Consider the following 15,422-nt stretch of genomic DNA (forward strand, 5'->3'; position numbering starts at 1 on the left):
GTGACTAAACCCAATCGACGCGCCGCCGGCACCAAGCTGCGGCCCGAGGTTGCACCGTGGAAGCCGCTCACGGTGTTCTTCGTCGTCCTCGGCATCATCTATGCGCTGGTGTTCTTCACAGGCGGCGGAAGCCCGAAGCCCAAACTCGGCATCGACCTGCAGGGCGGCACCCGGGTGGTGCTGACCGCTCGCACCGACGACGGCAAGGCGCCCTCGGCCGAACAGCTCGACCAGGCGCGCCAGATCATCGACCAGCGCGTCAACGGCCTCGGCGTCGGCGGCTCGGAGGTCGTCGTCAACGGCAGCACCATCGTCATCACCGTGCCGGGTGACGACGGCAAACAGGCTCGTGCGCTCGGTCAGACCGCGCGGCTCTACATTCGTCCGGTCGTCGAGCAGCAGCCGGCGACCAAGCAGAAACCGGATCCGACGGCCAAGAAGGTCGCCGATATGACGCCGGAGGAGCAGACCGCGGCCATCGACGAGCAGCGCAGCCTGCGGCAGGCCCCGGCGAACGCCGACAAGGCCACCCTCGACAAGCTCCGACAGGAGATGGGCAAGCTCGACTGCTCGGCGTCGGCCAACGACCCGCTGGTGGGCCACGACCGGCCGGACGAGTACCTCGTCACCTGCGGTGACAAGGACGGGATGGTGTACCTGCTCGAGCCGATGCTGATCGACGGCCGCGATATCGCGAGCGCGAAGGCCGGGCAGAACCAGACGGGCGCGTGGACGGTCAACGTCGATTTCAAGGGCGACGGCAAGAAGACGTGGGCCGACTACACGGGCAAGCACGTCGGAACCCAGACCGCGGTCACGCTCGACACCCGGGTGCTGAGTGCGCCGTCGATCAACCAGCAGATTCTCGGCACCACCGAGATCAGCGGCTCCTTCACCCAGGACGAGGCGAACCAGCTGGCCAACGCGCTGAAGTACGGTTCGCTGCCGCTGTCGTTCGCGATGTCGGACGCACAGACGGTCTCGGCGACCCTCGGACTGCACTCGCTGCAGGCCGGCCTGATCGCCGGCCTGGTCGGCCTGATCCTGGTCCTGATCTACTCGCTGATCTACTACCGCGCGATGGGCTTCCTGTCGGTGCTGTCGCTGATCCTGGCCGGTGCGATGGTGTACGGCATCATCGTGCTGCTGGGCCGCTGGATCGACTTCACGCTCGACCTCGCGGGCATCGCCGGTCTGATCATCGGCATCGGCATGACCGCCGACTCGTTCGTGGTCTACTTCGAGCGCATCAAGGATGAGATGCGTGAGGGCCGGACGGTGCGGTCGGCGGTGTCCCGCGGCTGGCAGAGCGCGCGGCGCACGGTCTGGACCGGCAACGCGGTCAGCTTCATCTGCGCGGCGATCATCTACCTGCTCGCCGTGGGGGCGGTGCGCGGATTCGCGTTCACCCTGGGCTTGACCACGCTGATCGACATCGTCATCGTGTTCCTCGTGACGCACCCGCTGGTCGTGCTCGCGAGCCGGAACGAGTTCCTTTCCCGACCGGCCGTCAACGGCCTCGGCGCGGTATCGGAGGTGGCGCGGGCTCGTCGCAAGGCGAGCGCAGCGGCACGTACCTCCGGCTCCGCCGCTGATCGATCAGAGGGGGAGTCGCAGTGAGCGACAAGACGACCTCAGACACGTCGCGCTCCGGCACGGCGCCCGCGGACTGGGCCGACGCCGACTACGTCGCGGCCAAGGACCAGTCCTTCCTCTCCCGCCTGTACTCCGGCACCGGCGCCTTCGACGTCGTCGGGCGGCGCCGCCGCATGTGGTACGTCATCTCCGGCGTGCTGATGCTGATCTGCATCCTGTCGATCGCGATACGCGGGTTCACCTTCGGCATCGACTTCGAGGGCGGAACCCAGGTGTCGGTGCCCGCACGCGCCGGCGTCACCACGAGCGAGGTGTCGAAGGTCTTCAGCGACACCCTCGGCAAGGACCCGCAGTCGGTTCAGCAGGCAGGCAGCGGCAACTCCGCGACCATCCAGCTGCGCACCGAGACGCTCACGACCGAGGAGACCGGCAAGCTCCTGCACGCGCTCGGCACGGCCTTCGAGCCGGAGGTGACCCAGGCCGATGTGAGTTCCTCCGACGTCAGCTCGACGTGGGGCAAGGAGATCACGCGAAAGATGCTGATCGCGCTCGCGGTGTTCCTGGTAGTGGCGTTCATCTACATCGCGATCAGATTCGACAAGGAGATGTCGATCGCGGCGATGGCCTCGCTCATCTTCGACCTCGTCGTCACCGCCGGCATCTATTCGCTCGTCGGTTGGGAGATGACGCCCGCGACGGTGATCGGCCTGCTGACGATCCTCGGCTTCTCCGTCTACGACACGGTGGTGGTCTTCGACAAGGTCGAGGAGAACACCAGATCGGTGCTCGCGACCACGCGCCGCACATACGCCGAGCAGACCAACCTCGCAGTGAACCAGACGCTGATGCGCTCGATCAACACCACGGTGATCTCGATCCTGCCGATCATCGCGCTGATGGTGGTCGCCGTGTGGATGCTCGGTGTCGGCACGCTGAAGGATCTGGCGCTGATCCAGCTCGTCGGCGTGGTCGTCGGCACCTTCTCCTCGGTCTTCCTCGCCTCGCCGCTGCTGGTGACGATGAAGGAACGGTCGACCGACATCAAGCGGCACACGGCCAAGGTCCTCGCCCGCCGAGAGAAGGTCTCAGCATGATTCACCCGCGGCTGCGCCGTGCCGCAGCTCTGCTCGCGGTCGGTGCGGCCGCGGGTGGAGCACTCGTCGCGTGCGGCGGCGAGAAGCGGTCGGACGTGGACTACCTCATCGACGCACGGGTGTCGTCGTACAACGTCAACACCGTCGACGCGCATGCCGACGGTGCCCTGATGGCGCTGACCCGCGTGCTCCCGGGCTTCTCCATCGTCGGCCCGGAGGGCCAGATCCTCGCCGATCGGGACGTGGGCACCGTCTCGCAGGAACAGGGCGAGGCCCTGACTCTGCGCTACGACTTCACACCCGCCGCGGTCTACTCCGACGGCACCGCGCTCAGCTGCGACGATCTGTTCCTGGCGGCGACCGCGATGGGCGGCTCGGTACCGGGTTTCGACGCCGCCACCAACGCGGGCTACCGCGACATCGCGCGTGTGGAATGCACACCGGGCGCCCGGACCGCCACCGTGGTCTTCAAACGCGGCAGCGCCTACGGCCAGTGGAACGAGCTCTTCGGTTCCGGAACGCTGCTGCCCGCGCACGTCGTGGCGCGGCTGGCGGGCGTGCCCAACGTGGTCGACCCGATCCGTTCGGGCGACCGGACCGCGATCGCCAAGATCGCGAAGGCGTGGAACACCGGTTTCGACCTTCGGCCGGGAGCCGCGGTCGAGGCCGACCGGTTCCCGTCCGCCGGTCCGTATCGCATCGACTCGTACACCGTCGACGGCGGTCTCAAGCTGGTCGCGAACGACAAGTGGTGGGGCGCGCGCCCGGCGGCGCAGACCATCACCGTCTGGCCGCGGGGCACCGACGGCGAAGCCGCCCTCGACGGTTCCCGGTCCACCGTCATCGACACCGCCGACCTCGCGCTCGGCGATCGGGTGTCCGGACGCGCCGCGCCCACCACCCCCGTCGACCGATCGACGTTGCGCGAACCGGCTCCGCTGTCGGTGACGCAGCTGGTGTTCGCCGGCAAGGGGGCCGCGGCCGATCCGCTGGTACGCAAGGCACTGGCGTCGTGCATGCCGCGCGACGCTCTCGCCCGCCGCTTCGGCACCAACGGCGTGGTGTGGAATCTGCGCACCGCCTCACCCGCGGATCCTCTGGGACCGTCGCTGAACGTCCAGTACGGCCGCCGGTACCCGCGGTCGGACGTGCCGCGAGCCAAGGAACTGCTGGCCCAGCGTGTGATCGGAGAGAACGGGGCGCGCGCGAAACCCCGGATCCGGATCGGATACCTCGCGAAGTCGCAGGAGAACGCCGACGCGGTCCGGATGATCGCCGACGCCTGCACTCCCGCGGGTTTCACCGTGGAGGACGTCGCCTCGCCCGATCTGTCGGTGACCGCGCTCGGCAAGGACGTCGACGCGCTGCTGCTCTCGGACGGGAGCTTCGCCGCGTCGAGCACCGCATCGGGCTTCCCCGAGGCGTACGCCCTCTTCGGCGGCGACCCGCTGAACCTGTCGGGTTTCCGTAACAAGCAGGTCAGCGACGCGATCACCGAGCTGGCGGCGACGCGCAGCGACAGCGCCCGGCTACCGCTGCTGCGGACGATCGAGACGGCGGCGTGGGACGAATTGCCGACGGTTCCGCTGTTCGGCACCGTCCGCGCACGGGAATCGTCGTCGGTCACGCATGTGGTCCCCGGGCTCGGCGTGTCGGGCACCGGCTGGAACATGGACCGCTGGGGCGTGTCGGGGTGAGCCTCACCGAACGCTCGTCCGACCTGCGGGGCCTCGCGCAGGCCGCGATCGAGCAGCATGCTCGGCTCGTCGCCGACTTCCCTTCGCCCGGTGTCGAATTCAAAGATCTGACGCCCGTGCTCGCCGATGCGGCGGCGTTCGCCGCGGTGACCGGCGCACTCGCCCAGGCCTGCGCGGGGGCCGACCTCATCGCGGGCATCGACGCGCGAGGCTTCCTCGTCGGCGGTGCCGTGGCCCGCGAACTGGGCACAGGTCTCGTCGCGGTCCGTAAGGCGGGCAAGCTGCCGCCGCCGGTCATCGGCGTCGACTACCAGCTCGAATACGGCACGTCGCGGCTCGAGGTGCCGGCCGAGGGGATCGACTTCACGGGGCGCCGTGTCGCCGTGGTCGACGACGTCCTGGCGACCGGGGGGACGGTCGTGGCCGCCACCCGGCTGCTCGAATCCGCCGGTGCGCGGGTCGAGGCGATCGCGGTGATCATGGAACTCGCGGATCTGCCCGGCCGGGCCACGATCGCCGCGGACCTCGGACCCGCTGTTCGAGTGCATAACCTCTGCCGCGGCTGAGTACCATCGCGTTATGAGCGATCCCGACACCAAGCGCCCGGACGACGGTTCACCGCTGAGTTCGCGCCGCGTGCGAGCGCGTTTGGCACGGCGGATGACGGCGCCGCCGCGCAGCGGGGTCGCGCCGGTCCTGGAACCGCTCGTGAGTCTGCACCGCGAGGTGTATCCGAAAGCCGACGTCGCCGTCCTGCAGCAGGCCTATGCGGTGGCGGAGGAGGCCCACTCGGGCCAGTTCCGCAAGTCCGGTGACCCGTACATCACGCATCCACTGGCGGTCGCCACCATCCTCGCCGACCTCGGCATGGACACCACCACGCTGGTGGCGGCGCTGCTGCACGACACGGTCGAGGACACCAGCTACTCCTTGGAGAAGCTCGAGGCGGACTTCGGCGCCGAAGTGGCGCATCTGGTCGACGGCGTCACCAAACTCGACAAGGTGGCGCTCGGCAGTGCGGCGGAGGCCGAGACCATTCGCAAGATGATCATCGCGATGGCGCGTGATCCGCGGGTGCTGGTCATCAAAGTCGCCGACCGTCTCCACAACATGCGCACCATGCGGTTCCTCCCGCCCGAGAAGCAGGCCCGCAAGGCGCGCGAGACCCTCGAGGTGATCGCACCGCTCGCGCACCGGCTGGGCATGGCGACCGTGAAGTGGGAACTGGAGGATCTCGCCTTCGCGATTCTGCATCCGAAGAAGTACGAGGAGATCGTCCGGCTCGTCGCCGACCGCGCACCCAGCCGGGACACCTATCTCGCGCGCGTGCGCTCCGACCTCAACACCGCGCTCGGCGCCTCGCGCATCACCGCCACCGTCGAAGGCCGGCCGAAGCACTACTGGTCGATCTATCAGAAGATGATCGTCAAGGGCAAGGACTTCGACGACATCCACGATCTCGTCGGCATGCGCATCCTGTGCGACGAGGTCCGCGACTGCTACGCCGCGATCGGCGTGGTCCACTCGCTCTGGCAGCCGATGGCCGGTCGCTTCAAGGACTACATCGCGCAACCCAGCTTCGGCGTGTATCAGTCGCTGCACACCACGGTGATCGGCCCCGAGGGCAAGCCGCTCGAGGTGCAGATCCGCACCTTCGAGATGCACCGGACCGCGGAGTTCGGCATCGCCGCGCACTGGCGCTACAAGGAGGGCCGGAAGGGCAAGGGGCGCAAGGCGACCGACATCGCCGAGGTCGACGACATGGCGTGGATGCGGCAGTTGCTCGACTGGCAGCGGGAGGCGGCCGACCCGGGGGAGTTCCTCGAGTCCCTGCGCTACGACCTCGCGGTGAAGGAGATCTTCGTCTTCACCCCGAAGGGCGACGTGATCACGCTCCCCGCGGGGTCGACGCCCATCGACTTCGCCTACGCGGTCCACACCGAGGTCGGCCACCGGTGCATCGGAGCCCGCGTGAACGGGCGACTGGTGGCGCTGGAGCGGGCGCTGGAGAACGGCGAAGTGGTGGAGGTGTTCACGTCCAAGGCCGAGAACGCCGGACCGAGCAAGGACTGGCAGAACTTCGTCGTCTCGCCCCGCGCCAAGGCCAAGATCCGCCAATGGTTCGCCAAGGAGCGCCGCGAGGAGGCACTCGAAGCCGGCAAGGACGCAATCGTCAAGGAGGTCCGCCGCGGCGGTCTGCCCGTGCACCGGCTGGTCTCGGGCGAGTCGATCAACGCGCTGGCCAAGGAGTTCGGCTTCAACGACGTCGATGCGCTGTACACGGCGGTCGGAGAGGGACACGTACCTGCGGGACGGGTGGTGCATCGGCTGGTGGCGATGCTCGGCGGCGTCGACGCGGCCGAAGAGGAGATCGCCAACCGGGCTACTCCGTCGTCGCCGACCCGCAGCAGACAGAGCGGTGACAGCGGCGTCGTGGTCGAGGGCGTCGACAACGTGCTGGTCAAGCTCGCCAAATGCTGCACCCCGGTGCCGGGCGACGAGATCCTGGGCTTCGTGACCCGGGGCGGCGGCGTCAGCGTGCACCGCTCCGACTGCACCAATGCCGACGACCTGCGGTCGCAGCCCGAACGCCTGGTCCCGGTGAGTTGGGCGCCCAACCCGTCCTCAGTGTTCCTGGTCGCGATCCAGGTGGAGGCTCTCGATCGGCACCGGCTGCTCTCCGACGTGACCCGCGTCCTCGCCGACGAGCGCGTCAACATCCTCTCCGCCTCGCTCACCACCAACCGTGATCGTGTCGCGGTCAGCAAGTTCACATTCGAGATGGGCGACCCCAAGCATCTCGGCCACGTGCTGAACGTGGTCCGCAACGTCGAGGGAGTCTACGACGTCTACCGCGTTACGTCCGCCGCCTGACCCGCGCCCCTTGAGGGTTCGGAGGGCGCGACGGGCCTGGTTCAGGGCTATCTGCCTCTTCAGGGTCATCGAGTAGCGGAGGAGCGCAGCGACGGAGCGTATCGAGATTGCGTGCGTGTGTCTCGATGCGCCGTGTCGCTTCGCTCTCTTGGCTTTCTCGACCGGCCTGGATAACAGGGTCATCGAGTAGCGGAGGAGCGTAGCGACGGAGCGTGTCGAGATTGCGTGCGTGTGTCTCGATGCGCCGTGTCGCTTCGCTCTCTTGGCTTTCTCGACGGGCCTGGATAACAGGGTTATCGAGTAGCGGAGGAGCGCAGCGACGGAGCGTGTCGAGATTGCGTGCGTGTGTCTCGATGCGCCGTGTCGCTTCGCTCTCTTGGCTTTCTCGACGGGCCTGGATAACAGGGTTATCGAGTAGCGGAGGAGCGTAGCGACGGAGCGTGTCGAGATTGCGTGCGTGTGTCTCGATGCGCCGTGTCGCTTCGCTCTCTTGGCTTTCTCGACCGGCCTGGATAACAGGGTCATCGAGTAGCGGAGGAGCGCAGCGACGGAGCGTGTCGAGATTGCGTGCGTGTGTCTCGATGCGCCGTGTCGCTTCGCTCTCTTGGCTTTCTCGACTGGCCTGGGTAGCAGGGCAGCGACGGAGCGTGTCGAGATTGCGTGTGTGTCTCGATGCGCCGTGTCGCTTCGCTCTCTTGGCTTTCTCGACTGGCCTGGGTAGCAGCGGAGCGACGGAGCGTATCGAGATTGCGTGTGTGTCTCGATGCGCCGTGTCGCTTCGCTCTCTTGGCTTTCTCGACCGGCCTGGGTAGCAGCGGAGCGACGGAGCGTATCGAGGTTGTGCGTGTGTCTCGATGCGCCGTGTCGCTTCGCTCTCTTGGCTTTCTCGACTGGCCTGGGTAGCAGGGCAGCGACGGAGCGTGTCGAGATTGCGGGTGTGTCTCGATGTGCCCGTGTCGCTTTGCTTCCCTCGGCTTTCTCGACGGGCCTGGATAACAGGGTTTTCGAGTAGCGGAGGAGCGCAGCGACGGAGCGTATCGAGATCGCGCGGGTGTGTCTCGATGCGCCGTGCCGCTTCGCTCCCTGGCTCGACGAGCCGGGGAGCAGGGGCACTCTGCTCGGGCTACTCGGTGATCGAGGTCGACTTGATCTGCAGCGGGGTCTTCGGGAAACCGTTGGTGTCGGTGCCGATTGGACCCGGATCGATGCCGCCCGCGACCACCTTGTCGATGATCTTCATGCCTGCGTCGTCGACCTTGCCGACCACGGCGAGGGTCGGGGTGAGCTGGGTGTCCTTGGTCACGATGAAGAACTGGGCGCTGCCGGTGTTGGCGACGCCGTTCTGTTCGTCGTTCCGGTTCGCGATCGCGACGGTGCCGCGCGGGTAGACCACCGGGGGAGTCATGCCCATCTGCAACATCTGCGGGCTGATCTCGCCCTCTTTGAGGTTCGTGGGGTTCTCGTCGGGACTGCTCCAGCCGGGGGCGCCGGCGCCGGTGCGCGTCGGGTCGCCGCACTGCAGGATGTGGAGCTGATCGCTCTGCGCGAGCCGGTGGCAGTCGGTGCCGTCGTAGTAGTGGTTGTCGGAGAGCGAGACGATCGCGTTCACATTGCACGGCGCCTCGGAGCGGTCCAGGGTGATCGGCACCTGTCCGAGGTTGGTGTCCAGCGTCCATCCGACGGTGCCGGTGTTGAGTGTCCGGCTCTCCGGCATCGGGGAGGTGCGCAGCTTGCCTGCACCCTCGCGCATGAATGCGATGTACTGCTCGCCCTTGGCCTTCTGATCGGCCGGCGCGGTCTTGAGCTGCTCTTCGAGCGACTTGAGCTGCTGGTCCAGATCGTTGGGCGTCTTGGTGTACGTGCATTCGGTGTGCCGCTGGTCGTCCCAATGCCGGTAGTAGAAGTAGCCGCCGACGGCGACCGCGGCCAGCACCACCACGCTGCACACTGAGATGATCGTGATCCGCCGCTGCCGTGCGGCACGGCGCTCGCTCTCGAGCCGCTCTTCCAGCTTGCGGCGGGCAGCGTCGCGACGCTCTTCGTTGGACGACACGCTGGTGGAACCTCCTGTGCGGCATGTGGGACTGAGCACTGTCACGGCAGCGCGCCCCATGCTATCGCAGCGGTCTTCGGGGCCGATGAGACAATGGACTCCGACGTGTCGCCCTGCAGATCGCCGGGCGTTGACGAGGAGGTGTGCCACCGTGCTGATCGCCGGATTCCCCGCGGGCATGTTCCAGACCAACTGCTATCTGGTCGCCGAGGACCGGGGCAGCGACGCGGTCATCATCGATCCGGGCCAGGACGCGGCGCCCCAGGTTCGCGCGGCGCTCGCCGAATACGACCTGACGCCGGTGGCCGTCTTCCTGACCCACGGTCATCTCGACCACACCTGGAATGCCGCCGAACTCGCCGACGAGTATTCGATCCCGGTGTACATCCACGCCGACGACCGCCCGATGCTGACCGATCCCGGCATGGGCCTGGGCAGCGCGCTCTCGTCGATGATCGGCGACATGACCTTCGACGAACCGGAGAAGGTCATCGAGTTCGTCGACGGCGAGGACGTGGACGCGGCGGGAATCCGATGGTCGGTGGACCACGCGCCCGGGCACTCGCTGGGCAGTGTGCTGCTGACGCCGGACTCGGGTGAGGTCTGCTTCTCCGGCGACGTACTGTTCAATGGGTCGATCGGCCGGACCGACCTGCCCGGCGGCAGCCACCGCACGCTGCTCGAGTCGATCGCGGACAAGCTGATGGTGCGCGGCGACGACGTCGTGATCCTCCCGGGTCACGGACCCCAGACCACGATCGGAGCCGAGCGGGCCTCCAACCCGTTCCTGCTCGATCTTCCCGATGCGAACAAGAAAGGACGTTTCGGACTGTGAGTGGAGAATTTGCGGCGCCGAAAGGCATCCCCGACTACTTCCCGCCGGCCTCGGCGGACTTCCTCGCGGTACGGAACGCACTGACCGGCGCGGCGCACCGCGCGGGCTACGGGCACATCGAACTGCCGATCTTCGAGGACACCGCGCTCTTCGCCCGCGGCGTCGGCGAGTCGACCGACGTCGTCAGCAAGGAGATGTACACCTTCGCCGATCGCGGCGGCCGCTCGGTGACGCTGCGTCCGGAGGGCACGGCGGGCGTCATGCGCGCGGTGATCCAGCACGGTCTCGATCGCGGCCAGCTCCCGGTCAAGCTCTGCTACGCGGGCCCCTTCTTCCGGTATGAGCGGCCGCAGGCCGGCCGCTACCGCCAGCTCCAGCAGGTCGGGATCGAGGCCATCGGCGTCGACGACCCCGCGCTCGACGCCGAGGTGATCGCGGTGGCCGACGAGGGATACAAGCGTCTCGGTCTGTCCGGCTACCGACTCGAACTCACTTCGCTGGGCGACGACACCTGCCGCCCGCAGTACCGGGAAGCGTTGCAGCAGTTCCTGTTCGGTCTCGACCTCGACGAGGCGACGCGCGCGAGAGCGGAGATCAATCCGTTGCGCGTGCTCGACGACAAGCGGCCGGAGATCAAGGAGGCGACCGCGAGCGCACCGCTGATGCTCGACCACCTGAGCGACTCGGCACGCGATCACTTCGAGCAGGTCCGGGGTCACCTCGACCGGCTGGGCGTCGAGTACGTGATCAATCCGCGCCTGGTGCGCGGGCTGGACTACTACACCAAGACCACCTTCGAGTTCGTCCACGACGGTCTCGGCGCGCAGTCGGGGATCGGCGGCGGTGGGCGCTACGACGGTCTGATGCGTCAGGTGGGAGGCAAGCAGGATCTCTCGGGCATCGGTTTCGGGATCGGCGTGGACCGGACGGTGCTGGCGCTGGAGGCCGAAGGCGTCTCGGTGGCCGGCGAAGGCCGGGTTCAGGTATTCGGCGTTCCCCTCGGAACCGCGGCCAAGAGTGAGCTGGTCTCGCTCGCAGCGCAGTTGCGTGCCGCGGGCGTCAGCGTCGACCTCGCCTACGGTGATCGCGGACTGAAGGGCGCGATGAAGGCGGCCGACCGCTCGGGTGCCCGCCTCGCCCTGGTTCTCGGTGATCGCGAACTCGAGGAGCGCACGATCGAGCTCAAGGATCTGTCGAACGGCGAACAGCGCCGGATCGGCCTGGACGACGCGGTCGCGTCGGTGGTCGCCGCGCTGGCCTGAGCCGGCGCGATCAGAGGTCGTTGGTCGCGAAGGTGTCGCACCGGCGGGCGTCGCCGCCGTCGTAGCCGATCTTGAACCAGCGGACGCGCTGCGCCGCCGAACCGTGCGTCCAGCTCTCCGGGTTGGAGCGCGAGCCCTGGATGGTGTCGTCGCCGATGGCCTTGGCGCTCTGGATCACGGTCTGGATCTGCTCGTCGGACAGCGGTTCCAGCATTGCGTCGGGACCCTTGTCGGCATGATGTGCCCACACGCCCGCGAGGCAGTCGGCCTGGAGTTCGATGCGCACCGAGCCGGCGTTGCCCATGCGTTGCCCCTTCGCCAGCACGCCGGTCAGGTTCTCGACGTGATGGCCGAACTCGTGCGCGACGACGTACTCCTGGGCCAGCGGACCGTCGGACCCGCCCATCCTCTTGAGGTCGGCGAAGAACGACGGATCGAAGTAGGCGGTCTCGTCGCCCGGACAGTAGAACGGCCCCATCGCCGACGACGCGGCGCCGCACGCCGTGTTCACGCTGCCGCTGAAGACCACCGTCTTGGGCTGGGTGTAGCCCCGCATCAGGTTCGACCACACTTTGTCGAGGCTGATCGTCGTGGCTTTGATGCGGCACGCGTCGTCGGTGTTGGCCATCTCGACGGTGCAACTGTCGAGATGGCGCTGCATCTCGGCGTTGTTCGAACCGGCGCCCGAACCGGCGACCTGCTGGTTCGACGACGAGTCCGAGCCTCCGCCGAGAATGTCCCCGGGGTTGATACCGAACAGCAGCGCCACGATCGCCACGACGATGCCGGCCGCGCCCCCGACGACCATGCGCCCGCCGCCTCCTCCCGAGCCGCCGGCGCTGACATTCCCGCCCTCGAGCGGGCCGCTCCCTCGAAACGTCATGGGCTTACAGTAGCCGCGACATCGGCGGCCGGCCGTGACGTCGATGCGACTGTCGCTTTGTCGGTGGGGGTCCGTAGAATCGGCTGGAACAGCGTGAACCCTGGCAGCTCTGTGCTGCGCAGAAGGAAGGAACCCAGTGCTCCGCACTCATTTCGCCGGATCGTTGCGTCGTGAGGACGCCTCGCAGACCGTCACCGTCGTCGGATGGGTGGCGCGCCGGCGCGACCACGGTGGAGTCGTCTTCATCGATCTGCGTGACTCGTCCGGTCTGGTGCAGGTGGTCTTCCGCGACGAACAGGTCGCCGAAGCGGCTCATCGGCTGCGCGCCGAGTACTGCGTCCAGGTCACCGGCGAGGTGGAGGTCCGGCCGGAAGGCAGCGAGAACGCCTCGCTCGCCTCCGGTGCGATCGAGATCAACGCCCGCGAACTCGTGGTCCTCAACGAGTCGGCTCCGCTCCCGTTCCAGCTCGACGAGCAGCCCGGCGAGGAGGCGCGACTGCGCCACCGCTACCTCGATCTGCGCCGCGAGGGACCGGCGAAGGCCATCCGGCTGCGCTCGCAGGTGAGTGCGGCGGCGCGGTCGGTGCTGGGTGCGCACGACTTCGTCGAGATCGAGACGCCGACGCTGACCCGGTCGACACCCGAGGGCGCCCGCGACTTCCTCGTGCCCGCGCGACTGCAGCCGGGATCGTTCTACGCACTGCCGCAGAGCCCGCAGCTGTTCAAGCAGTTGCTGATGGTCGCAGGCATGGAGCGGTACTACCAGATCGCACGCTGCTACCGGGACGAGGACTTCCGCGCCGACCGGCAGCCGGAGTTCACCCAGCTCGACATCGAGATGAGCTTCGTCGACGAGGACGACGTGATCGCCCTCGCCGAGGAGATCCTCGCGGCGCTGTGGAAGCTGATCGGCGTCGAGATCACCACGCCGATCCCGCGGATGACGTACGCGGACGCCATGCGGCGCTTCGGCAGCGACAAGCCCGATCTGCGTTTCGACATCGAACTCGTCGAGTGCACCGAGTTCTTCGCCGACACCCCGTTCCGCGTCTTCCAGGCGCCGTACGTCGGCGCCGTGGTGATGCCCGGCGGCGCGTCGCAGCCGCGCAGGCAGCTCGACGCCTGGCAGGAGTGGGCCAAGCAGCGCGGCGCCCGCGGCCTGGCGTACGTGCTGGTCCAGGAGGACGGCAGCCTCACGGGACCGGTCTCGAAGAACATCTCCGACGCCGAGCGCGAAGGTCTGGCGGCTCACGTCGGAGCCCAGCCGGGCGACTGCGTCTTCTTCGCGGCCGGTGCGGTCAAGAGCTCGCGGGCGCTGCTGGGCGCGGCCCGCGGTGAGATCGCCGAGAAGCTCGGACTCATCAAGGACGGCGACTGGGCGTTCACCTGGGTCGTCGACGCCCCGCTGTTCGAGCCGGCCGACGACGCCACGGCCGCCGGCGACGTCGCGGTGGGGACGGGCGCGTGGACGGCCGTCCACCACGCCTTCACCTCACCGAAGCCCGAGTCGATGGATCTGCTCGAATCGAACCCCGGCGAGGCGCTGGCCTACGCCTACGACATCGTCTGCAACGGCAACGAGATCGGCGGCGGTTCGATCCGCATCCATCGTCGCGATGTGCAGGAGCGTGTCTTCAAGATCATGGGCATCAGCGAGGAGGACGCGCAGGAGAAGTTCGGCTTCCTGCTCGACGCCTTCTCGTACGGTGCGCCGCCGCACGGCGGCATCGCCTTCGGCTGGGACCGGATCACCGCACTGCTCGCCGGCGAGCCGTCGATCCGCGAGGTGATCGCCTTCCCGAAGTCGGGAGGCGGCATCGACCCGCTGACCGACGCTCCGGCGCCGATCACTCCCGAGCAGCGCAAGGAGACCGGCATCGACGCGAAGCCGCAGAAGCCGGAGAACAACTCGGACAAGAAGAAGGTGGACGAGGCCGGTGCGGCCGCCGGAACGAAGGCGTCCGAAGCCTGAGGAAGCCATGACTGTAATCGCTGACGAACGGATCACGTCAGTTCTGGAGGCCGCCGAAGGCGTCCTCGCCAAGCGCGCGGGCACCGCGGTGCGGCTCGACGGGCCCGAGGACCTCGGCGGGACCGGGCGGTCCACCGTCATCCGGGCGCGCGTGCTCGACAACCCGGTGTCGCTGGACCGAACCGTCGTCGTCAAGGCCTTCGACCAGCAGACTCCCGCGTCGCAGGTGCTCCGCGAGATCGCGTCCTACCGTTATGCCACGGCGCTGCCCACCCGTTCGCGGCCCGGGCCCCAGCTCCTCGCCTCCGAACTGGAGGCGCGCATTCTGGTGCTCACCGACCTCGGCCACGGCCGGCCGATGGTGGAACTGCTCGGCTCCAACGACGCCGACGAGGTGGAACGGGGTGTGAGCGCGTGGGGGCAGGCGCTCGGCCGGATGCACGCCGCCACTCTCGGGGGCGAAGAGGACTTCCGCACCCTGATGCACATCAGCGGCAAGGACCGCGGCGGCACCGCCTCGCGCATCTTCGCCTCCGACGGCGGCATCGTCGACGAGGCCGCGGCCTCGGTGGACGCGCATGAGCAGATTCTCGAACGCATCGACGTCGAGTTGCCGGCAGGCGCCCGCGAGACGCTCGAGAACAGCCTGCGGCTGTTCGAGGAAGGGGACTTTCGGGCGTTCAGCCCGGCCGACGTCGGCCCGGAGAACATTCTCATCAACGGTGACGGCGTCCAGTTCATGGATTACGAGTGGGGCGAGTTCCGCGATGCGGCACTCGATGTGGCGTACGCGCTCGCGACCTTCCCGGCCCGGCTCGCCGTCGATGTGGTGCCCGAGCGGCTCGAGTTGGAGAAGTCCCTCGCGGACGCCTGGCGCGGCGAGGTGAAGCCGCTGTGGCCGTCGATCAGCGATCGCGGCCTCGCCGAACGGATCTTCCACGCGCGTGCGCTGTGGGTGTGGCTGTCCACCTACTGGCTCATCCGCGGCGACTCCAGCGGACACGACTGGGCGCTGCACACCACGGACGCGCGCGTGGTGCTGTCCCGGTGGGCCGACCTCGCCGATTCGGGGGACTCGTACGATGTCGGCGGCGAGTTCATCGACGCCGCGGACCGGATGCAAGAGGCCCTGCGGATCTACTGGTTCGGGTGATCG

The 15,422-nt window shown here is 68.0% G+C and carries 11 protein-coding genes; 9 read left to right on the forward strand and 2 right to left on the reverse strand.

Going from position 1 to position 15,422, the window contains the following annotated elements; all coding sequences use genetic code 11:
- Genes secD through ACK8HH_RS08675 form a run of 5 tightly spaced genes read left to right on the forward strand, consistent with a single transcriptional unit; the run spans position 1 to position 7,261 of the window.
- Positions 1–1,620 (forward strand): protein translocase subunit SecD, encoded by a 1,620-nt coding sequence (gene secD, locus ACK8HH_RS08655; protein WP_045539197.1) that lies wholly within the window; start codon positions 1–3, stop codon positions 1,618–1,620.
- Positions 1,617–2,690 carry a protein translocase subunit SecF gene (gene secF / locus ACK8HH_RS08660; protein WP_006898326.1) on the forward strand — a complete coding sequence of 358 codons (1,074 nt, stop codon included), beginning with the start codon at positions 1,617–1,619 and terminating at the stop codon, positions 2,688–2,690. Before secD ends, secF begins: the two co-directional genes overlap by 4 nt.
- Positions 2,687–4,387, forward strand: coding sequence for an ABC transporter substrate-binding protein (locus ACK8HH_RS08665; RefSeq protein WP_278127268.1), 1,701 nt, complete (start codon positions 2,687–2,689; stop codon positions 4,385–4,387). Before secF ends, ACK8HH_RS08665 begins: the two co-directional genes overlap by 4 nt.
- Positions 4,384–4,953 carry an adenine phosphoribosyltransferase gene (locus ACK8HH_RS08670; protein WP_006898324.1) on the forward strand — a complete coding sequence of 190 codons (570 nt, stop codon included), beginning with the start codon at positions 4,384–4,386 and terminating at the stop codon, positions 4,951–4,953. The genes ACK8HH_RS08665 and ACK8HH_RS08670 overlap by 4 nt, the downstream gene beginning before the upstream one ends.
- Positions 4,954–4,966: 13 nt before the next feature.
- Positions 4,967–7,261 (forward strand): RelA/SpoT family protein, encoded by a 2,295-nt coding sequence (locus ACK8HH_RS08675; RefSeq protein WP_006898323.1) that lies wholly within the window; start codon positions 4,967–4,969, stop codon positions 7,259–7,261.
- Between the two features lie 1,123 nt (positions 7,262–8,384).
- On the opposite strand, the gene ACK8HH_RS08680 is transcribed toward ACK8HH_RS08675, so the two are convergent.
- Positions 8,385–9,314, reverse strand: coding sequence for a peptidylprolyl isomerase (locus ACK8HH_RS08680; RefSeq protein ID WP_006894782.1), 930 nt, complete (start codon positions 9,312–9,314; stop codon positions 8,385–8,387).
- Positions 9,315–9,465: 151 nt separating this feature from the next.
- On the opposite strand from ACK8HH_RS08680, the gene ACK8HH_RS08685 reads away from it, so the two are divergent.
- Entirely contained in the window at positions 9,466–10,149 is a 684-nt protein-coding gene (locus ACK8HH_RS08685; protein ID WP_006894783.1) for an MBL fold metallo-hydrolase, read from the forward strand.
- On the forward strand, positions 10,146–11,411 hold the full coding sequence (gene hisS, locus ACK8HH_RS08690; RefSeq protein WP_006894784.1) for a histidine--tRNA ligase: 1,266 nt from the start codon (positions 10,146–10,148) through the stop codon (positions 11,409–11,411). Before ACK8HH_RS08685 ends, hisS begins: the two co-directional genes overlap by 4 nt.
- 10 nt (positions 11,412–11,421) lie before the next feature.
- Here hisS and ACK8HH_RS08695 read toward each other — a convergent pair whose 3' ends face one another.
- Entirely contained in the window at positions 11,422–12,294 is an 873-nt protein-coding gene (locus tag ACK8HH_RS08695) for a neutral zinc metallopeptidase (RefSeq protein WP_045539259.1), read from the reverse strand.
- Positions 12,295–12,430: 136 nt separating this feature from the next.
- Here ACK8HH_RS08695 and aspS point away from each other — a divergent pair, with 136 nt between their 5' ends.
- Both aspS and ACK8HH_RS08705 read left to right on the forward strand, forming a co-directional pair.
- Positions 12,431–14,266: an aspartate--tRNA ligase gene (aspS, locus tag ACK8HH_RS08700; RefSeq protein ID WP_006894786.1), complete on the forward strand. Its 1,836-nt coding sequence runs from the start codon at positions 12,431–12,433 to the stop codon at positions 14,264–14,266.
- Between the two features lie 7 nt (positions 14,267–14,273).
- Positions 14,274–15,419 (forward strand): phosphotransferase, encoded by a 1,146-nt coding sequence (locus tag ACK8HH_RS08705; protein WP_412475693.1) that lies wholly within the window; start codon positions 14,274–14,276, stop codon positions 15,417–15,419.
- Positions 15,420–15,422: the final 3 nt, after the last annotated feature.

The organism is Gordonia sp. LUNF6 (assembly GCF_047041125.1).
GTDB lineage: Bacteria > Actinomycetota > Actinomycetes > Mycobacteriales > Mycobacteriaceae > Gordonia > Gordonia sihwensis.